Origin of the sequence: Enterococcus sp. DIV1420a, from assembly GCF_051712165.1 — a bacterium.
GTDB lineage: Bacteria > Bacillota > Bacilli > Lactobacillales > Enterococcaceae > Enterococcus > Enterococcus faecalis.
Genome location: NZ_JBIOOI010000002.1, coordinates 91503 through 111929 on the forward strand (window position 1 = coordinate 91503; position 20427 = coordinate 111929).

Annotated in this window: 26 protein-coding genes and 2 pseudogenes; 26 read left to right on the forward strand and 2 right to left on the reverse strand. The window is 37.9% G+C overall.

Translation table 11 applies throughout. The annotated features are described in order from the left end of the window. The first annotated feature begins 9 nt into the window (after positions 1–9). The 3 genes from IGI80_RS11455 to IGI80_RS11465 are packed head-to-tail and all read left to right on the forward strand — an operon-like array spanning position 10 to position 666. Positions 10–168 (forward strand): hypothetical protein, encoded by a 159-nt coding sequence (locus IGI80_RS11455; protein ID WP_438723532.1) that lies wholly within the window; start codon positions 10–12, stop codon positions 166–168. After that, positions 159–488 carry a hypothetical protein gene (locus IGI80_RS11460; protein WP_438723533.1) on the forward strand — a complete coding sequence of 110 codons (330 nt, stop codon included), beginning with the start codon at positions 159–161 and terminating at the stop codon, positions 486–488. Before IGI80_RS11455 ends, IGI80_RS11460 begins: the two co-directional genes overlap by 10 nt. Next, on the forward strand, positions 481–666 hold the full coding sequence (locus IGI80_RS11465; protein ID WP_438723535.1) for a hypothetical protein: 186 nt from the start codon (positions 481–483) through the stop codon (positions 664–666). The genes IGI80_RS11460 and IGI80_RS11465 overlap by 8 nt, the downstream gene beginning before the upstream one ends. Before the next feature lie 70 nt (positions 667–736). Here IGI80_RS11465 and IGI80_RS11470 read toward each other — a convergent pair whose 3' ends face one another. Then, complete coding sequence (locus IGI80_RS11470; protein ID WP_438723537.1) at positions 737–1030, reverse strand: DUF2513 domain-containing protein; 294 nt, start codon at positions 1028–1030, stop codon at positions 737–739. A gap of 115 nt (positions 1031–1145) precedes the next feature. Here IGI80_RS11470 and IGI80_RS11475 point away from each other — a divergent pair, with 115 nt between their 5' ends. The 10 genes from IGI80_RS11475 to IGI80_RS11520 are packed head-to-tail and all read left to right on the forward strand — an operon-like array spanning position 1146 to position 6089. Beyond that, positions 1146–1319, forward strand: a complete 174-nt coding sequence (locus IGI80_RS11475; protein ID WP_438723538.1) for a hypothetical protein — start codon at positions 1146–1148, stop codon at positions 1317–1319. Positions 1320–1323: 4 nt separating this feature from the next. After that, positions 1324–2112 (forward strand): helix-turn-helix domain containing protein, encoded by a 789-nt coding sequence (locus tag IGI80_RS11480; protein WP_438723539.1) that lies wholly within the window; start codon positions 1324–1326, stop codon positions 2110–2112. A 32-nt stretch (positions 2113–2144) separates the two neighbouring features. Next, positions 2145–2732 (forward strand): hypothetical protein, encoded by a 588-nt coding sequence (locus tag IGI80_RS11485; RefSeq protein ID WP_438723540.1) that lies wholly within the window; start codon positions 2145–2147, stop codon positions 2730–2732. Positions 2733–2747: 15 nt separating this feature from the next. After that, positions 2748–2951 (forward strand): helix-turn-helix transcriptional regulator, encoded by a 204-nt coding sequence (locus IGI80_RS11490; RefSeq protein WP_438723542.1) that lies wholly within the window; start codon positions 2748–2750, stop codon positions 2949–2951. A 1-nt stretch (position 2952) separates the two neighbouring features. Next, complete coding sequence (locus IGI80_RS11495) at positions 2953–3558, forward strand: hypothetical protein (protein WP_438723544.1); 606 nt, start codon at positions 2953–2955, stop codon at positions 3556–3558. Between the two features lie 2 nt (positions 3559–3560). Next, entirely contained in the window at positions 3561–4733 is a 1173-nt protein-coding gene (locus IGI80_RS11500; protein ID WP_438723546.1) for a DUF2800 domain-containing protein, read from the forward strand. Further along, entirely contained in the window at positions 4702–5064 is a 363-nt protein-coding gene (locus IGI80_RS11505; protein WP_438723548.1) for a hypothetical protein, read from the forward strand. Before IGI80_RS11500 ends, IGI80_RS11505 begins: the two co-directional genes overlap by 32 nt. Positions 5065–5088: 24 nt before the next feature. Then, the gene (locus tag IGI80_RS11510; protein WP_438723550.1) at positions 5089–5679 is read left to right on the forward strand and encodes a DUF2815 family protein; all 591 of its coding nucleotides are present in this window, start codon (positions 5089–5091) and stop codon (positions 5677–5679) included. A gap of 52 nt (positions 5680–5731) precedes the next feature. Continuing rightward, entirely contained in the window at positions 5732–5944 is a 213-nt protein-coding gene (locus IGI80_RS11515) for a hypothetical protein (protein WP_438723552.1), read from the forward strand. Next, the gene (locus IGI80_RS11520; protein WP_208777193.1) at positions 5931–6089 is read left to right on the forward strand and encodes a hypothetical protein; all 159 of its coding nucleotides are present in this window, start codon (positions 5931–5933) and stop codon (positions 6087–6089) included. The genes IGI80_RS11515 and IGI80_RS11520 overlap by 14 nt, the downstream gene beginning before the upstream one ends. Before the next feature lie 12 nt (positions 6090–6101). On the opposite strand, the gene IGI80_RS11525 is transcribed toward IGI80_RS11520, so the two are convergent. Next, positions 6102–6761 carry a DUF4145 domain-containing protein gene (locus tag IGI80_RS11525; RefSeq protein ID WP_270285468.1) on the reverse strand — a complete coding sequence of 220 codons (660 nt, stop codon included), beginning with the start codon at positions 6759–6761 and terminating at the stop codon, positions 6102–6104. A 58-nt stretch (positions 6762–6819) separates the two neighbouring features. Between IGI80_RS11525 and IGI80_RS11530 the strand changes: the two genes are divergently transcribed. The 13 genes and pseudogenes from IGI80_RS11530 to IGI80_RS11590 all read left to right on the forward strand — a co-directional run bounded on the left by IGI80_RS11530 (position 6820) and on the right by IGI80_RS11590 (position 20367). Beyond that, positions 6820–8781, forward strand: coding sequence for a DNA polymerase (locus IGI80_RS11530; RefSeq protein WP_438724246.1), 1962 nt, complete (start codon positions 6820–6822; stop codon positions 8779–8781). A gap of 10 nt (positions 8782–8791) precedes the next feature. Then, a complete protein-coding gene (locus tag IGI80_RS11535) occupies positions 8792–9016 on the forward strand; it encodes a hypothetical protein (protein ID WP_438723554.1) in 225 nt (74 codons plus the stop codon). A 187-nt stretch (positions 9017–9203) separates the two neighbouring features. Further along, positions 9204–11624 (forward strand): DNA primase family protein, encoded by a 2421-nt coding sequence (locus tag IGI80_RS11540; protein ID WP_438723556.1) that lies wholly within the window; start codon positions 9204–9206, stop codon positions 11622–11624. A 435-nt stretch (positions 11625–12059) separates the two neighbouring features. Next, on the forward strand, positions 12060–12503 hold the full coding sequence (locus IGI80_RS11545; protein ID WP_438723558.1) for a hypothetical protein: 444 nt from the start codon (positions 12060–12062) through the stop codon (positions 12501–12503). Between the two features lies 1 nt (position 12504). Beyond that, a pseudogene (locus IGI80_RS11550) lies at positions 12505–12824 on the forward strand (VRR-NUC domain-containing protein). Positions 12825–12832: 8 nt separating this feature from the next. Next, positions 12833–14200: pseudogene (locus IGI80_RS11555) on the forward strand (SNF2-related protein). 4 nt (positions 14201–14204) lie between these two features. Continuing rightward, on the forward strand, positions 14205–14618 hold the full coding sequence (locus IGI80_RS11560; RefSeq protein WP_438723560.1) for a hypothetical protein: 414 nt from the start codon (positions 14205–14207) through the stop codon (positions 14616–14618). 323 nt (positions 14619–14941) lie between these two features. After that, positions 14942–15403 carry a terminase small subunit gene (locus IGI80_RS11565; RefSeq protein WP_010815131.1) on the forward strand — a complete coding sequence of 154 codons (462 nt, stop codon included), beginning with the start codon at positions 14942–14944 and terminating at the stop codon, positions 15401–15403. Continuing rightward, a complete protein-coding gene (locus tag IGI80_RS11570) occupies positions 15393–16667 on the forward strand; it encodes a PBSX family phage terminase large subunit (protein WP_438724247.1) in 1275 nt (424 codons plus the stop codon). The genes IGI80_RS11565 and IGI80_RS11570 overlap by 11 nt, the downstream gene beginning before the upstream one ends. A gap of 12 nt (positions 16668–16679) precedes the next feature. Then, complete coding sequence (locus IGI80_RS11575) at positions 16680–18155, forward strand: phage portal protein (protein WP_438723562.1); 1476 nt, start codon at positions 16680–16682, stop codon at positions 18153–18155. Next, entirely contained in the window at positions 18130–19887 is a 1758-nt protein-coding gene (locus tag IGI80_RS11580; RefSeq protein ID WP_438723564.1) for a head protein, read from the forward strand. Before IGI80_RS11575 ends, IGI80_RS11580 begins: the two co-directional genes overlap by 26 nt. Beyond that, positions 19884–20105, forward strand: a complete 222-nt coding sequence (locus IGI80_RS11585; RefSeq protein WP_085443626.1) for a hypothetical protein — start codon at positions 19884–19886, stop codon at positions 20103–20105. Before IGI80_RS11580 ends, IGI80_RS11585 begins: the two co-directional genes overlap by 4 nt. Positions 20106–20169: 64 nt before the next feature. Further along, positions 20170–20367: a hypothetical protein gene (locus IGI80_RS11590; protein WP_438723566.1), complete on the forward strand. Its 198-nt coding sequence runs from the start codon at positions 20170–20172 to the stop codon at positions 20365–20367. The last annotated feature ends 60 nt before the right edge of the window (positions 20368–20427 follow it).

A 20427-nucleotide genomic window follows, 5' to 3' on the forward strand; every position in this document is an offset into this window, starting at 1 on the left:
AAACAGAAAATGAATAAAGAAGGAAAAGAAAAAATACACGAATTAGCATTGGAAATCGTAGAGGTATTAAAAGAGCAAGCTAACCCGCATACGAAAATTGAAATTAGCATAGATAGAATCGAACAAACAAGTGTTGACTGGTCAGAGCCAACGCCTGAATGGAATTAAGTAATGTAAGTGTCATTAAAAATAAGAAGTATGTAAGGAGAAAGAAAACGAATGAGGAGATACCAATATTAAATGTTGAATCAATTAATATCGTGGCGAACGGTGATGAACCTTGTTATTTAGGAGAAATATTGATTAATGGAATAGCTGTTAGAAGTGGCATTTCGGAAGTTAGATTAAATCTAAAGGCAGATAAAAAGCCCAATGTAATGATCGTTGCAGATCGAAATAACATTGAGCCTTCAGTAAAAAAAAGTTGGGGGATATTATCCACAAATGGATTTAGAAGACATTGCATAGGAGGGAACACAGATGAATGACAGAATCATATTTTACTCAAAGAAAAATGGGATAAATCAATGGTTATCTATATCAGGAGCAAGTTTATCAGGAATTGAAAAGGTATTCGATATGGAACAATTTAAAGAGCATAAGCCATTTGCCTACGCTCTAATTGATGGAGTGGAAATAAAATTGTTTACAGACCAAGAAGATTAGTAGCAATTGATGTAGCGACAGCGCCCATAACTTGTAACGAAGTTGAGCCTACCGTCGAAGCTATTTTATCTTAGGTTTTATTCCAAACTGTGTCGCTTTGAATAGTATCTAAAAATTTATGTCCTTCCCAAGTGATACTATTGATAGTTAAAAAAACATTTATAGCACCATCTGCCGTAGTGTCAAAAGCAGTTATGAAGCCAGCTTCTTTTAATTTAGCTAGGGTATAACTGAATTGATCTTCACCAAATTTTTTATAGCTTTTAAATTCTTCAAAAATATTAGAAGTGATTATATCATGTGCGGTCATATTTTCCTCTATATCAATTAGCACTTGTCTAACGCAATCATGGTTTAACTTCACTTTTTTTCACCACCTTAAATTATTTCAGCCTGTCACGCTGATAAGAAAATTATACAACGGCGCTTAAAAAGCAATAAATTTATTACGACGATACAGACAGAAGGAGGTAACAAGCTTGAGAATTAGGAAGTATAGAGTTTTTAAATCGAATCAGAAACGAGGATTAGCAGCGTTAAATCCTAATCCAGTTACAAAATTACGTCAAACCCAAGCGATTGCCTATGTCAGTTTATTCGGCAATATCGTGTTCATAGGCTGCATCTTCGCAATGTTGTTGGCAAGGAGGTGAAGTAATGAAAAACTGGACCACTAAAGAAATCCAATATTTAAAGAAGAATGCTTTACTTGCCGAAACCAATGAGGTTTTAAACATCACGGAAATGGCCAAAAAGTTAAATCGTACAACGCAATCTGTGCGTAACAAGCTTTATTCGATGCAACGATCGGGAGACATGCCTGCTGTTGATAGATCACAGCAACGAGATCCTCATAATCGAAGATATTCAATACAAGAGGACAAACGAATCATTTCAATGTACAAACGAGGTGCTATGTATCGTGAAATCGGTGAGGTCTTAGGGCGAGACGAAAGGTCAATAGCAGGAAGAATTCATAATCTTATAAGATCTGGTCGGTTGAAAGCACTAAAAACAAAGCGATGGACGGATGAAGAAACCCAGCTACTGATTGATGCAATGCGATTCGATGATACAGGTCACGTAAATAATTACGAGGAGTTAATGCGACTGCTTCATAAAAATTATCTGCAAGTATCTGGAAAGATAGCCAAACTTCGAAAAGCCGGAAAGATTACCGTCTATGCACAATCTGGCACAACGTCGGAAAAGTCGAAACAGGCAATGAATCGCTTTAATAATGCCCGTTTTGCTCATGTCCCAAAGAAAAAGGAGGAAGTTCTAATGAATGGACCAGATGTCTCGATCGAATCGAAACAAGTTAGCTTGATTTTGACCACAGTTATTGTTAGTGGTCAGCGAATAGACCAATATTTCACGCAAGAAGGGGAATTGATTGCAACAACAAAAAAGCCTACCTCGTCCGCCAACGAAGTAAGCCATTAAATAAATAATCTATACAAAGGAAGTGTAACACAATGAAATTAAAACCGCAAAACACGTACCGTCATTTACTGAATTTTGTAGGCGATGCTAGTAGACCTGTGTTAGCAGCGTTTCATATTACTAAAGAAGGTCATATCGAAGCGACAAACAGTCATATCTTACTGAGACTATTAAATCATGTACAACCAGGACATGAGCTACTATTGCATCCGAAAGAGCTTCGGGAAATAGAAGGTCCATATCCAGCGACAAACCGTTTATTCCCTTCCAATTTTCAAAGCACTTGGCTATTAGTGGGAGAAGAAGCAGCCAAAATTTCAAAATTCTTAAAAGGTTTAGACAAGAATACAACTGTCACGGTATCGGCTGACGATAAAAAGCTAAAAATAGAAAGTGACGAAGCTAGTGCTAGTTTCAAGCTGTTTGATTTTCCAACAGGCGACCATAACGGAATTGAATTATTCGTTAACAGTACCTATTTGAAATATATCACTGATTTTATTACCGATTGTAGCACGGCACCAGTACAGTTATGTATTTCTGAAAAGGCTAATAGACCAGTGGTATTTAAAGCAGAAGGACAATTTGAAGGGCTAATTGCTCAAATTAGAACCAAATAAATGGAGGTGTAACATATGTCGCCGTACAAGAAAATTAGAATAAAAGCCGGTATGTCCCAACAGGAATTAGCTGATAAAATGCAAATCTCATTGAAGCTTGCTAAAGCCTATGAAAAACAAGGGGTAGACCCCTCCTTGCACTATGTACGTAATTTCAAAGCAATATTTAACGTGACAGATGATGATATTAACCAATTAAAAACAAATGGAGGGCTATAGAATGGCAAAAATTAATCTAAACATTGAAGCCGAATCAGCAACAGAAATGAAAGAAATCCTATCTCAATTAGCAACGGGAAACGTTGTCGAGGTTACGCAATCTTTAAATGTACCAACTGAAAAAGTTGCAACTGAAACGATGTACTTTGAGCATGATGCTTCAGGTGAATTTATCAAAGTTGAAAAAGGGGAATCATTAGAATTTCTAGAAAAAGATTGTTTTGATCCTCGTACAAAAGAACAGTATGAGGAATTCATAAATAAGGAAAAAACAGCGAAGAAAGAGCCTGCAAAAAAGAAAAAAGCCACTACGAAGAAGAAAGAAGAAGCCTCTACGGTCTCAACCTCAGACACAGAACCATCAGAAACTGGGGAGAAAGTCGCGCTTACTGATTCAGAAACAGAAGAAGTATCATCCACAGCTGATTTACATCCAGGAGCAACCAAAGCGGATGTGCAAGCTGCCATGAAAAAAGCAATGGCAAACGGCAATCGTGATCGGATTAAAATGTGCTTTGGTCGTTACAATGCGGAAAAACTTTCAGATTTAAAAGAAGAACATTACGGGAAGTTCATTACTGATTTAGAAACGTTAGCGGGTGAATAAGTATGCCTGTAGGAAGTCACGCCCTGTTAGGGGCAAGTAGTGCTCATCGGTGGTTAGTCTGTCCGCCGTTGGCACGCTTAGAAGAAAAAATAAAAGATCGCGGTAGTTCTTTTGCAGAAGAAGGGACAGCTGCGCATGAGTTGGCAGAGTTGCAACTGTTAAAGCGATTTAAGTTACTATCTGCCAAAGCGGTAAACTCTCGGTTAAAACTATTTAAGGAAACAAATAGCTACTATGATCCATCAATGGAAGATTATGTTTCACTCTATTGTGACTTAGTGGAAGAACGTGTCAACCAATACGAAGATGCCTCTGTCGAGTTAGAACAACGTGTTGACTTTACAAAATGGGTCCCAGAAGGTTTTGGAACTTCTGACGTCGTTGTTTTGTCTGATAAGACAATTGAAATCATCGATCTAAAATACGGAAAAGGCGTTCCTGTTGATGCGTATTTAAACCCTCAGCTTATGTTATATGCATTAGGTGCAGTGGATAAGTACGACATCATTTACGAATTTGAAACGGTACGAATGACGATTATCCAACCCCGTTTGGATAACATTTCAACCTTTGAAATTGAAAAAGAAGAATTATTGTACTGGGCAGATAACTACGTGGCGCCTCGAGCCGTTCAGGCTTGGGAGGGTACAGGAGAATGGAAAATCACCGATGACGTGGTGAAGTTTTCAAAAGTTCGTGCCCAATTGCGGCCACGTGCAGAAAAGAATTTTCAGCTAGTCGATAAGTACGAACTAAAAGAAGCACCTCTTTTAACCAATGAGGAAATCGCCGAGATCTTAGAACGTGCGCCAGAGATTAAAAAATGGCTGGAACACGTGGAAACCTATGCTTTACAAAAAGCACGAGATGAAGGCGAAGAGTTCCCAGGTTGGAAAGTAGTAGCTGGGCGTAGTAATCGGAAAGTTTCAGATGTAGAAGGGCTGTTAATGGTCTTAGAAGCCGAAGGATTTGAAGATGAAGACATCTTAAAACCGCAAGAATTGAAAGCCATCGGGCAATTAGAAAAAGTTGTCGGCAAGAAAAAATTTGCCGAACTGGCTTCGGAATTCATCATCAAACCAGAAGGCAAGCCTGTGTTAGTCGCAGAAACAGATAAGCGTCCAGCGCTAAACAGTGTAGAGAATGCGCTTAGTGATTTTGAAGGGATTGAGTAAATTGTCTCGAAAAGTAAGACAAGAAAAACCTGTGATTTTTGCTGGTAAAGGCTACTATATCACACGAGAAGACGCGCGCAATGTAGGTCTTTACGTACCCAATAGAAACAAGAATTCATTTAAAGGGTATTTTAGTACGATTGAGGCAGCTTTAGCTTCACTGGTCACTAATTCCTTACCCCTTGATGAAACGCAGATTATGGACGTAAAAACCTATAAAGAATCTATTTTAGAGATGAAAGAACAAATCATCTCAGACATTAAACAGTATTTTAAAGAACAAACTTCTAATTCAGCAAATGCTTTAGAAGAAGACGAATTATTCAACTAAAAAAAACGAAAGTAGGAATTTAAAATGACAAAAGCAAAAGTAAATGGAACAAAAGTGATTACTGGGAAAGTAAGATTAAGTTTTGTGCACGTGTTAGAACCTCACGCAATGGAAGAAGGACAAGAGAAAAAATATTCTGCAATGTTGATTATTCCAAAAGAAGACAAAGAAACCATTAAAGCAATGAAAGCAGCGATTAAAACTGCATACGAAGGCGCTAAAAGCGACAAACTTAAAGGCGTTAAATTTGACCGTTTAAAAACGACACTGCGCGATGGCGATGAAGAAATGGATACTGAAGAACGCCCAGAGTTTGAAAACGCAATGTTTATCAATGTATCAAGTAAAACGAAACCACAAGTTGTAAAACGTGAAGACGGCATACTTGTAAAAACAGATGATCCAGACGAAGTCTACTCTGGTGTTTATGCGATTGCTTCAATTAACTTTTATGCTTATAGTACAGCGGGAAACAAAGGAGTTACCGCTGGTTTAAATAATATTTTAACAACATGTAAAGGGGACTTCTTAGGCGGTCGTGCTAATGCAGAATCTGACTTTGGCGACTTGGATTGGGACGACGAAGAAGACAACGACGATGACATGTTTAACTAAAAATTGAATAGGGGGCGGAAACGCCCCTTTTCTTTTGAAAGGAGAAATTTAAATGAGTAAACGTCCAATTTATTTACCGATCGAATTACAAGATGTTTTTGAACTAATTGAAAAGAACGAACTAAAAAATCTGTATTTTGAAAAAGATGGCGGCCTAGTACCTGTGAACGATGCACTTAATCGCTTAAAAAATACAACTTTTTATATCAAACAAGAATATATGCCAATAGAAGATCAGGAGGTAGGAAAAAATGGAAGTGACTGAAGAAACTTACGAAAAAATAAAGATTTCAGAGCTGAAAAATGAAGTCGAATTTTTGAAATCTTTATTAGAAATTAATTCAGCTTCGCTAGATAAGGCGTTAGAAACAAACCGTGTTCTTATTGAAGAATTAAAAAAGAGAGTCTAATATATTGACTCTCTAAGTATTGGTGAATTCTTCAGCTATATCAGCATCATAGTCAGCTGCAATAAATTGTGCAGCCGCTCTAATAAAGACCTTCATATTTTGAATATCTTTATCTGTGTGTTTGCGAACATAGTGAGTCTCATCGTTACCTATCCAAGTAGCTGCTTTTGCTAAATTTTGTAATTTTGGAAAATCACTTAAGTATTCACCAATTACTGGACCTAGCATCATTCTCTTTATAGAGTTTTCTCTATCAGGGTGTTTACGTATCGCATAATCTTTGATTAAAAATTCTAATGATTTTCGGTATCCTACACCTGCTATTTGGGAAAGCATTTCAGATTCAGCGGTTGTGGCTTGGGTGTATATATCTACGAAAGTTTCAGATACTTTTTCTATATTTTCGGGCAAATCTATTTTCACAGGTGGCCTGTATGAATACTCAACACATTGACCGCCTTGATACTCTAATGCATAAAATTTCAAACATTCTTCGTTTACACATCTGAGAAACACACCGATTGTGGTGTATGTGGCAAAGGCGTTCTCATTAGAATATGCACCTAGAACGTCTGGAATCATATCTTTGCCACAGTGCACACATTTCTGAGGAATATCAAGTTCTCTAGAGCTTTTGTGGTCATTGTATGAAACAGAAATTTTTTTAATCAAGTTAACCCCTCCTAAAAAATATTTTATACAAATTATATCAAGAAAGTAGGTGTTTTGCATCAAAACGTTAAATATTGATATTGAAACCTATTCGGATGAAGACTTAACCAAAGTTGGGGTTTATAAATACGCCGATAGCCCCAACTTTGAAATTTTACTTTTTGCTTATTCGATTGACGGTGGTCCTATCGAATGCATTGACTTAACCATTGACGTGATCCCTGGCGAATTACGTGAGGCCATTTATGACCCTAATGTGATTAAAATAGCTTTTAACGCTCAATTTGAACGTGTTTGTTTGTCTAAGTACTTAAGTATTCCATACTATTTAGACCCTAGCCAATGGCACTGTACGATGGTTCACGCAAACGAATTAGGATTGCCTGCCTCCTTGGGACAATGTGCGAAATATCTAAACATTGAACAGCAAAAAGACACGAGAGGAACACAGCTGATTAACTTCTTTTCTAAGCCTTGTAAGCCGACTAAGAAAAACGGCATGCGCACAAGAAATTTACCTGAACATGATCCAGAAAAATGGCAGACGTTTATGGACTATTGTATCCAAGACGTCAATGTGGAAATGGCTATCGCTGATAAGCTGAATCGTTTCCCTGTTCCTGAGAGTGAATGGGAGCTTTACACACTGGATCAACGAATTAACGACCGAGGGGCAGAAATTGACCACGAATTGGCAACGGCTGCTATTGACATTATGGCCGATTTAAGTGAAGCAGGATTAAACGAAATGAAGAAATTAACAGGTTTAGAAAATCCTAATAGTTTGGCCCAACTGAAAAAGTGGCTAAAAGAACAAGGAACACCGTTCGAGAAGTTAGGAAAAGAGGTTGTGTTAAAAGCGTTAGCTTTAGGAAACTTGCCCGAGAATGTGGTGGAGGTGTTGAAACTACGTCTTAGCTTATCCAATTCAAGCACGAAAAAATATTTGATGATGGCTAATGCCCGTTGTTCGGACAATCGCATTCATGGCATTTTACAGTTTTACGGAGCCAACCGCACAGGACGTTGGGCGGGCCGTTTATTACAGGTACAGAACTTGCCTAGAAACTATTTAAGTGAAATTGACTTTGCCCGTCAGCTTGTGAAAGCAAAAGACGTGGAAGGCATCGAATTAATGTATGAAGATGTGCCAGACACGTTGAAACAGCTTATCCGAACGGGTTTGGTAGCTAAAGAAGGGCATCGCTTCATCGTGTCTGACTTTTCAGCCATTGAAGCCCGAGTGATTGCTTGGTACGCCAAACAAGATTGGGTGCTCGAAGTATTCCGCACACACGGTAAAATTTACGAAGCAACAGCCGCGCAGATGTTCCATCTAGGCGAAGTAACGGACTACGACTGGAAAAGTCATGAAGGCAAAGACATGCGCCAACGTGGAAAAGTGGCTACATTGGCGCTTGGTTACCAAGGAGGCCCTGGGGCACTTAAGGCGATGGGCGCACTAGAAAACGGTATTGAAGAACACGAATTACAAGATATTGTGGATCGTTGGCGTACTGCTAATAAACGGATTAAGAACTTTTGGCATGAAACCCAAAAAGCTGTGATTGACTGCCTGCAAAACGGCGGAATCAAAAAAGGGCCTAGAGGATTAAAGTTCTACAAAAAAGCGGGTTTCTTATTTATTCAGTTACCAAGTGGGCGAAAGTTAGCCTATGCAAAAGCCCATTTAGAACAAGGGGATTATGGACCTGCCGTTTTTTATGAGGGTCAAGGCGATAAAGTTATGTTTACCAAACAGCAAACCTACGGCGGTAAGCTGGTGGAAAACATCGTTCAAGCAACCGCAAGAGATGTTCTAGCAGAAGCGATGCTACGACTTGAACGGGAAGGCTATCCGATAGTTTTCCATGTGCATGATGAGGCAGTAGCCGAAGTGCCAGACAATGAAAAGTCCATTGAAGAGATGAACGAAATTATGTCCATTGTGCCAGAGTGGGCGGAAGGGCTGCCGTTGAACGCTGAAGGATTTGAAACCAAATATTATATGAAAGACTAGGTGATAAATTATGGATATTAAACTAAGTATACATTTGAAAAGTGGCAAAGTTATTTCTAGAATTGAATCTAATCCGGATCAAGAAACACTAGATTGCTGGTTGGATGGGTTCTTAGAAGATGGAAAAGAATGGCTTTCAATCGGTGAACTGCCATCAAAGTCGCTCATTCCTATCAGGGCTATTGAGTGTATAAGATTTGAAGAAATAGTGCAGCCCCTAGAAAAGGTTGATTAAAAATGGTAAGAATCATAGAAGTTTTCGGAATAGAAACAGGGAAGATTTATTTTAAAGGGCCGGAAGAAGTGGTCTTTCGACTCTTGCAAGAACGATACCCCTCTTGTAAAGTGATGAGGCCTGTTATCCCCATCTATCCAGAAACGTTGCGAGTAATAGAAGTTAGAAAATGAAAGGAAGCGTGACGATGGAACAGCCAGAAAAAAACATCAAACTTGCGTACAATGGTGAAATCCATCTCGCAATTGGGACATCAAAAACCGAGAAAAAATGGAAAAATCGACAGATGTCGTGGTCTGATTTTATTCAACGGCTAAAGACTCCGACAGTTACACAAGAGACCGTCGAGGACTACAAAAAAATGCCGAAATCAAAACAAGGCGAGGTCAAAGACGTTGGGGCGTTTATTGGTGGTTGGCTGAAAGAAGGGCGACGAAAAAGAGGGAACGCCCAACAGCGGAGCCTTGTCACACTAGATGCCGATAGCACAACGTTAGACTTTTGGGATGATGTACAGTTGTTATTTGACCATGCAGCGGCTATTTATACGACCCACAGCCATTTAGTCAAAGGCCCGCGTTATCGGCTAATCATTCCCTTGAGTCGTCCAGTGACGGCCGAAGAATATGAGCCCCTAGCGAGAAAGCTTGCAGAGTTCTTCGGTATGGATAACTTCGACGATACAACGTATCAGGCAGAACGATTAATGTATTGGCCTAGCCATTCAATTGACGGGGAATATTTCACCGATAACATTGATTTGCCTTGGGTAGATCCCGACGAGATTTTAAGCCAATACGAAGACTGGCGCGATGCTAGTTTCTGGCCAGAAAGTTCGCGCGGGCATTCAATCCGGGAAAGGCAAGCGAAAAAAGCAGGGGACCCACTAGAGAAAAAAGGAATCGTTGGGGCGTTTTGCCGGACATACGACATCATTTCAGCGATTGAAACTTTTCTACCCGACATCTACGGACCGACAGGTCACGATGACCGTTGGACGTTTTTAGGAGGCTCAACCAGTGGCGGGTTAGTGATTTACGAGGATAAGTTCGCTTATTCCCATCATGGGACAGACCCTGTAGGTGACCAACTGGTTAACGCCTTTGACCTTGTCCGCATTCATCTGTTTGGGGACTTAGACGAGGATATGAAAGCAGGAACGCCACCGCAAAAAATGAAAAGCTACCGCGCGATGAATGAATTCCTCCAAGAAGACGATCCTGTTATGCGGCAAATGCAAAAAGAAAAACTTGGAGAGGCCTTGGAAGATTTTGACCAATTCAATGATGAAGAAGTTGAAGAAGTTGAAGAAACGAAAAAAACAAAATGGCTTACTTTTGATCAAAATGGGGCTGCAGTAATTAATACGTACTTGCTTGCTGAAGAAATTGTGAGGGAGATTCCGCTATTTTATAATGGAACCGAATTTCTTCGTTATGAAAGTAAGAAAGGGATTTGGAGCCCGAGGACAGATGAATACCTGAAAAGCTATATCACTATTAGGAAATTAAGAAAAGAGACAAAAATTCGTTATATTTCAGAAACAATCGCTGCCATCAAGAGTTTGGTTTATGTGAAGGATGATTTTAAAGACACGGATACAAACAAACTGGTTCTTGCAAACGGTGTGTACGATTTGAAAACCGACACGTTTTCGCCTTCGTTTGATAAAAAGCTACATGCTCGAACAGCGCACCCGGTAATTTATGATAAAGACGCAGAATGTCCGGTGTTTGAGGGATATCTACGAGAAATCGTCGGAGAGGAGAACATGCCGTTTGTTTACGAATGGTTCGGGTATAACTTTTATCGGAAATATAACTTACAAAAACTGCTGTTTATCTACGGTTCAGGAGGAACAGGAAAATCTACTTTAGTGGAAATTCTAAGAGAATTAGTAGGAAAAGAAGCGTATTCGGCAGTTTCTCTAAAAAGTTTAGCAAAAGAGCGTTTTGCCGCAGCGGGATTATATGGGAAAACAGCAAACTTTGATTCGGAGGCAAAACAAGAATATTTGGGAGATGGGGCCTTTTTAAAACAGTTAACGGGTGAAGATACCATTTATGCAGATAGAAAGAACCAAGACCCTATTTATTTTTACAATTATGCAAAATTAACGTTTGTAATGAACCATTTACCGGCAATGCGGGATTTTAGCGGAGGACTTAAACGGCGAATGTTAATTCTTAAGATTGATAAAAAACTCACTGACGAGGTCATAGACGCATTCCCTAAAGAAGTGATGATGCAAGAAATGGCGGGGATTTTTAATAAGGCGATGCAGGGATTAAGGCGAGCACTTGATCAAAAAGGCTTCACTGTACCGGATAACATGACACGCAATGTTGAGGAATGGGTACAGGGGAATGATGTATTAGCACTTTTCATTGCAGACGAATGCAACGTGGGGCCGGACTTGAAAACACCCGTAAGAGAAGCCTATGACGACTACGTTAGTTACTGTAAAAGTTCACAATACAAGCCTGTGACAAGGAACAATTTCAACACACGAATGGAGGAACTTGGATTTGTTAGAAGTGTTAGAAAAATTGAGGGTAAAAATAACAAATGCTGGGTCGGGATAGATACAGGAAACGGGTCGTTTTAAGGTAGCCTCAAAACGGTAGCGGGAAAGACAGGCTACCAAAACCACCATTTTTTTTCAATCACATAAAAAAAGTAAAAAGATTTAAGCAGCATGTCAAACGATAAAAACGGTGGTTTTGGTAGCACAACGAAAAAAAACGGTAGCGAAGTAGCGGAAAACGAACCAAAAAGTAGCGGATGAATCCTTTAATATCAAGTTTAGTTTTATATAGCTACCAAACTACCGTTTTTTTTATTGAATAGATTATAAATGTATATATATATATGTATAAGTGTATTAAATAAGTTATACGTATATATATAAATAGCAATTAGTAAATTCACTAATCGGTAGCGGTCAAATCGCACAACACAGAAGCGGATAAAATAAATAAAAAAACGAGGTGTAAATATGTTCAACGGAATAGAACTAGAACTAGAACGAGAATTAGTATTTATGAAAATTGACGACGATAAATACCTAAAAGAACGGATAGACGAAATGTTTGTCAAAAACGATATACAAACTATACAAGGCGTAAGCAAGGAAGAGATAACTGATTCTTTTCTTAGATATACACCGATAGGACGCCAGATTATTCTGAACTGGTATAATCAGCTATCCCCTACAAAAACTACGATGAGCTTTATAAAGAAAGCAGGCTTTGAAAATAAATATTTCTACATTGGAGGAACAGATGCTGCTGTAGCTTTAATGCTTTTAGGTTTTAAAGTTAACGATTACAGAGAAGTTAATACCTCAGACCCTTGTATGGAAAAGTTGGATCGTAGCGGGTATGAATACTTCAACAAGTCCCGCAACTACAATAGCACGCGTGAATCATTTTTTATCAGATCGGGTTTTAAAGCAACAGAAATAAATCAAGGTTGGGCAGATTAGTATGCAAATTGAAAACGATATTGAAAAGTATCTGGTTAGACAGGTAAAACTTATAGGCGCCCAGTGCTATAAATTTACCTCTCCAGGAACCAGGGGCGTTCCAGATAGAATTATTTTGTATCAAGGCAATGTGTTTTTCGTTGAATTAAAACGGCCTGGAGGCAAACCTAGAAAAGATCAGTTGAAAATTATGGAAAAATTCAAAGAGCAGCTTATCCCAGTGTTTGTCATTGACAGCAAGCAAGGAGTGGATATGTTAATCTACGAAATACTTATGGCATAGCAAGGCTTAGGTCTGATAGACCTGATAAAAAGGAGTGATCTAAAACATGAAAGCGACATTACACCCATATCAGGAGTATTCAAAAAACTTTATCCTTGACCACCCATACTGTGGATTACTTCTAGATATGGGACTTTGACTAGGGAAAACATTATCCAGTTTAACGGCAATTGATGAGCTGTTAAACACCTTTGAAATCATCGAGAATGTTTTGGTTATTGCGCCGTTATCGGTCGCAGAAAAAACATGGACCGATGAGATTGAAAAATGGGATCACTTGCAACACCTAACCTTTTCAAAAGTTTTAGGTAGTCCAAAGCAACGGGAAGAAGCTTTATTCAAAAAAGCGGATGTTTATTTAATCAATCGCGAAAATGTGGAATGGCTAGTCAATTACTATCAACGAAAGTGGCCGTTTAAAACCGTAATCATTGATGAGTTATCCAGTTTTAAGTCAAGTAGTGCCAAACGGTTTAAAGCGTTGCGAAAAGTACGCCCCTTCATGGAACGGGTTATCGGATTAACTGGAACACCTTCCCCTAACAGCCTTTTAGATTTATGGCCGCAGATCTATTTACTTGATCAGGGCGAACGGCTGGGAAAAACCATCACCCAATACCGAAATAGATATTTTGTACCTGCAAAAAAAAACGGGCATATCGTTTACTCTTGGCAGCTAATACCTGGAGCCGAAGAAGCCATTTACGACAAAATCAGCGATATTTGTGTGAGTATGAAAGCGAAGGACCATTTGAGCTTACCACCTAGAACTGAAAATATTGTCCCAATTGAACTAAGCAATAGCAGTTGGAAACAATACAAAGAACTAGAACGGGAGTATGTTTTAGAGCTGGAAGAATCGGACGTCGTAGCCAGTAATGCTGCTACGCTATCCAACAAGCTGTTACAGCTATCTAACGGCGCTATATACGACGAGAATGGCGACGGCAGAGAAATACACCAAGGCAAGCTAGATGCCCTAGAACGAATCATAGAGGACGCACAAGGGCAATCAATTTTAGTCTTTTATCAATACAAACACGATTTAGAAAGAATTCAAGCACGATTTAAACAAGCAAAGGTCTTAAATGTGGCTGATGGAGATATTCAAAAATGGAACGAGGGAAAAATCCCGTTGCTTTTAGCCCATCCACAGTCGGCGGGGCACGGCCTAAATTTACAAAAAGGTGGACATATTATCGTATGGTTTGGCCTGACTTGGTCTTTAGAATTCTATCAGCAAGCCAATGCCAGGTTGGATAGACAAGGACAAGAACAACCTGTTATTATTCACCACTTAGTAACAAAAGGGACCATTGACGAACAAGTAATAAAAGCCCTTCAAACCAAAGAAGTGGGGCAAGACGCTTTAATGGCAGCGGTAAAAGCAAAAATTAAAGAGTACAGGGGGTAATATTTTGTATGAATGGTTAAACAGTTACCAAAAGTTAGAACAAGAAATCTATTACCTTGATTGGGAATTAGACACTTATAAAAGTGAGTTAGAGCGATGGTGTGATCCAGAGGACTTAGGAAGATATACGCTAACAAGAGAATCAAAAGCTTCAAAGCTGGAAGATATTATTAAAGACACTGAAAAACGTTTAGCGTGGAAAATGAATTCAATCTACGACTTACGAAAAATTGTTTACAGCTTCAAAGGCCTTGATCAGAAAATCCTAGTAGCAAAATATATCGAAGGATTATCTTTAAAACAAATTGCAAGTGAATTTGGGCACGGATATACTTATATACGAAAAACTCATGCCAATATTTTAAGTAAATTAAAAAGAGGGTACAAAGAGGGTACAACACCCATTGATAAATCATGATATACTGATATCAGTAAAATTATGCAAAAAGTTTAATTTTCAATTACAAGTACACGAGCCTGCCTACGGAAATAGGAAAAAGTGGCAACTAGCCTGATACTAGAAGATAGGAAGACTACATGTCAGGGTGTGGTCTTTTTTACATACAAAAAAGCCACTAGACTATGGGAGCTAGTGGCTAGGTAGCGTTAGTGTCAAAATTAAGATAGATTGTAGTTTCTGAACTTAAGTTTTTAAAAAAGGAGCGCTACCTTATAAAGAGTATAACAGGTATTTGTGTATCTGTCGCACATTTACATAAAATTAATTAGGAGGTGAATAACATGATAAGGAATCCAAAACATCAGGTTTTTGCTGATGAATGGCTGATTGATATGAATGGTACGAGAGCGTATAAAGTCGCATATCCAAACATAAAAAAAGACACCACAGCAAGAGTGAATGCAAGTAGACTGCTAACAGATGCTAACGTGAAGCGATATATTGATGAACAGCTAGAAAAGATGCAGAACGAAAGAGTTGCAGATGCACAAGAGGTACTAGAGTATCTCACTAGCACCATGCGTGGCGAAAAAATGAAAGGTGTTTATAATACAGAAACAACTAATGATGAAGGAGAAGTATTCACTCATCAAAAAAGCTATGAATATACCCCTAGCACGGAAGAGAGGACTAAAGCAGCCGAATTACTCGGTAAACGTCATGCGCTGTTCACTGACAAGCAACAAATAGAAGTTACTGAAATGCCAGTATTTGTTGATGATATCGGTGATGATGATGGTTAAGAAAAAACTATCAGAATTATTACCGAAAAAATTTCATTCGGTATGGATAGCAACTCTTAACTCAGACATACTCAATATTGTTTGTAAGGGTGGACGTGGTTCCGGTAAATCATCAGATATCGCACATATTATTACTCAATTACTTATGAGGTATGCTGTCAATGCGGTTGGTATTCGATATGTTGACAATACATTAGAACAATCAATCTACGAGCAAATGAAGTGGGCGATTGAACAGCAAGGGGTAACGCATCTATTTAAATTTAACAAATCGCCGTTAAGAATCACATACATACCTCGTGGGAATTATATGATTTTCAGAGGTGCCCAAAATCCTGAAAGAATCAAGTCTTTAAAAGATAGTCGGTTCCCGTTTGCGATTGGCTGGATTGAGGAGTTAGGCGAGTTTAAAACTGAAGATGAAGTAACGACCATTACCAATTCACTTTTACGTGGTGAATTAGGAGATGGTCTTTTTTATAAATTCTTTTTCAGCTACAACCCGCCAAAACGTCGACAATCTTGGGTGAACAAAAAATATGAATCTAGTTTCCAACCTGAGAATACATTTGTTCATCACTCTACTTATAAAGATAATCCTTTTATTTCGAGAGAATTCTTGAAAGAAGTGGAGGCAGCAAGAGATAGAAATCCTTTGCGTGCTAGATGGGAATATTTAGGTGAAGCAATTGGCTCTGGAGTAGTACCATTCGGTAATCTAAAAATTGAGAAAGGCTGTATCACTGATGAAGTGGTGGCTAATTTTGATAATATCAGAAATGGGCTTGACTTTGGCTATGCTACTGATCCGCTAGCATTCGTACGATGGCACTACGATAAGAAAAAGAATGGCATCTATGCTGTTGATGAAATCTATGGAGTGAAAATCAGTAATCGTGAGTTTGCCCAAAAAGCGAAAGCAAAAGGTTATCAGTCTGATCGTATTGCATCGGATTCAGCAGAACCTAAATCAATAGCAGAATTGAACAATGAACACGGAATGAGCCACGTATTTGGGGTTAAAAAAGGCCCCGACTCTGTGGAGTATGGCGAGGAATGGTTGGATGATTTGGATTTTATTTGTATTGACCCACTAAGAACTCCAAATATAGCCAAAGAGTTTGAAAGTATTGATTACCAGACGGATAAAGATGGCAATCCTAAGCCAAGGCTTGAGGATAAAGATAACCACACAATCGATGCAACAAGATACGCTTTTAGCGAAGATATGGAGAAAAATAATGTGAGTTTCATTAAATTTTAGGAGGTGGAATGATTGTTCCAAAGCGATTTAACATTGAGTCGATATAAAAGATTACGAACGAAATATTCTACGCAAATAAACGAAGAGCTATTTGATCCAAATGACTTTATAACAGAGATGAAGCCATTTTTTGATGACAGAGAGCGTAAATACAAAGCTTATACAAGTGAAGAAAATGAGATTGATAGCAGACCTAAACCAAACACAAAAATTATAAAAGTGAATAATAAACTTCACGCTGGCTTATACAACACCATCGTTGATCAAGCAGCTGATCATTTCACAGGTATCCCAGTTAAATGGGATTATGATATTACTGAACAACGGAAGTCCTTAATTCAAAAAACAAAGGATTTATTTTTAGGTAACGTCAGCGCAAAGATAAAAACACCTAAAGAATTCGATAGACTAGCAGAATTAGTTAAAGAAATGCGATTCGCAATGTTGGATTCAGACACGGCACGATATCAAGGCGCTTGTGGGGTGGCTTTTCGTTTGTTAGAACCCGTTAAAACTGAGGGCGAGTGGCAATTGTGGGCATGTAATGTTGAGCCGTGGAGAGCCGAAAAATATGAGAATGCAGATATTTTCATTCGAGAGAAATATGACACACACCAAAAGAAATTTTTCGAAGAAATGAAAGTTGTTACTAAGAAAAAAATCTTAACGTATAACAGATACGTGGAAACGAATTTAATGAATGCGGCTGAAACATTTAAATTGACATCAGAAACTGACAACCCTCTAGAAACGTTCTACCTATCAGAATTTAAAAACAACACGAATCGTTATTGTGATTTTGAAGTAGCAGAGGAACTTTCTGATGCATTTGACAGAAGCCTGTCTGATCAACAAAACGAAGTTGAACAGTTTAAACTTGCTTACATGGCCATTAGTGGCTCGCGATTGGATGAAAAAGAAGCACGAAGAATGATGGAACAATTAGGTATTATTAACTTGCCAGATCCACAAGCTAAGGTTGGCTATGTAACGAAAGATATTAACAAAGATTTCAACGAGTATCATCTTAATCAGTTGAAAAAGCTTTACTACACAGTCACTAAGTCAATCGACTTCAACGATGAAGTATTTAAATCTAATAGCTCTGGTGAAGCTCGCAAGTGGCAAATAATAGCACTAGAAGCCAAAACAAATACGAAAGAACAATACTTCAAAGAAGGATTAAAAGAAGTTGCAGAGACGATGGCGGCTTTTATAAAATTTAGCGATAAATTAGAAGTAGATGTTTCTAAAATTGTGTTTACATTTAGTCGTAGTTTACCAACCGATATTGGATATCTTGCTGAGGCGTTACCTAAATTAGCACCTTATGTATCAAAACGTACTATCATTAATCAAATTCCATTCGTTAAAGATCCAGATTACGAGGCGGACATGATGAATTTAGAACAAGGGCAAAACTATCCAAGCGGGGAATACAGCAAGCTAGGCGGTGCGGATAATGACGAAGAAGAAAACAACGGCTAGTGAACATTATTGGGAAAAACGCCGAGAATTAGAAGACAAAGCCCGTTTGAAACTAGAAAAGAAAACTCTTAGTGAGCTGGAATCTGTTTTTGAACGTGCTTTAGTTAAAATTCAACGAAAGCTATTGTCACAAGCTGATTTACACGACATCACACAAAGTGAAATGCTAGAAGACTTTAGCAAACGAGACCAAGAAAAGTACCGCAAGTATATCGAAAAAAACTATGAAAAGTTGATGGAATCAGATGAAGCTTATAAGCAATTCATTGATGAATATTTTCCGTCCTATGACTATGCGAAGGTCAATCGTTTGTTACAATTACGAGCAGATATCTTTTCAACGTTAGCTGATGAAGCAATCGCAAGCGACGTTAACGGTAAATTTAATAATGACTTAGAAAACATTACAAAACGAATCTACAATTCTAATGCTAATGCGCTGATGCAATTATTAGGGGATTCAGCACCTGGTTTAACTAAGAATGAACTAGAAAAAATCATGAACTATCCGTGGAGCGGAAAAACATTTTCATCTCGTTTATGGGGCAATATATCAACCCTAGAGCAACGTTTGAGCAATTCTATTATTAATTCGTTGGCAAGCGGCGAAGGTGTTTTAGAAGCTCTTAAAACGATGAAAAACGATGGTGTTATTAGCGGCATGTTTAAGTTAGAACAAGGGAAGTTTAATCGATCGATTGAAAATCTTGTTAGAACGGAATATTCACATTTTGCGGTAGAGGGTGTAAGAAAATCGCTAAAGAATGTAGGAGTTAAGCAAACACAAAGCTGGTCGGCAGAAGATGAGCGTGTTTGTTCTATTTGTGGTGGACGTCATGGAAAAGAGATTAAAGATGATTGGCATCCACCGTATCATGGACGTTGCCGTTGTACTGAAATACCAAGAATTCAAGAAATCGGCGATGATATTGACGCTTTGTATGAGAAAATGTTTGGTGATTTGTTAGACGAATTCGCAAATAATCAGTGGGGCGTTAAGTTAAGTCATTCAAAATTAACTACAATGTCCAATAAATTAAGTCTGTCTAAACTAACAGAAGAAAATATTGGCAACACAGAAAGAATTAATGATATAATTAATAGGACTAAAGCAGTCATTAGTAATTATAAAGATGAAACAGGTATTGATGTTATAAAGTTATTTGAAGGTAAAAAATTTGCAGATAAAAATAATCCCTATACTGATGAAAAATCAAAATTTATCAGATATCTATTGAAAAATAATGGATTTGACGGTTTGCCCCAAAAGGTAAACAATGTAGACGACTTAATACCAGTTTATAGAGGCATTGTAGACTTTAAGTATGGTAATGACACATCACAAGATCAAATTGATAGATTTTTAAGTGGTCATTTCGATATTTCAGGAGCCAGATCTTCTGCGAATGGGCGTGGGAGCTATTTTACTAGTGCAAAATTTAAAGCACAAGAATATGCAAATAACGGCAGTAACGGTCAATTGATAACGGCATATCTATCTGAAAAAATAAACTTACTTGACGATGCTGTCTTTTTGAAAGAAAGGGAAACTTTTAGAAAGATAGCTGATGATTTTGGAGAAGATGCAAAATATTATGCATTCTTATTATCAAAAAACTTTTTAATGGATACTCAGAAAGATATATATGCGCTTATAAGTGGATATGATGGTGTTCAAAAAGGAGCTATCTATAATATTTTAAATAGGACAATGTTAGGGGTGAAGAAATGAAGATACTTATGCCACATTTGGAATTTTCTTTTGGAAGTCTAAATGGAGACTATTCTGAACAAACTTTAGAAAATTTTGAACACATGTTAAGTCAGCTAAAAGAAGATGATTTAGGGTATGTTCATTTCGATAATGTTTCTGAATTTTATTTCGATGGAATAACTAATGAAGATAAGAGAGTTCTTAAGGAAAAAATAATAGATAATTCTCAAAAATAAGCTACTAAGCACTTAAAGGATAACTTTGAGTGCTATTTTTATATCCAAAATTAGGGGGGAGGCTATGAATAAAAAACCTGTTTTAACGATAACGCTAAAACAAAATTTTTATTGTCGGTATAGATTTTTTCAATTGCGTTTCTTGAATATATTTAACTATAAGAAGTTTTTGGAATTACAAGAATTTGTTTCAGAAGAGTTAGAAACGGATATAGAAAAATATTTTAAAATTAAAGTGAAAGAAAAGTCTGGCATACGCTAGGCTTTTTTCTTTTGTCCGAAATGACACTAAACTAGCGCAATGCTGGGCTTGATTGAATGG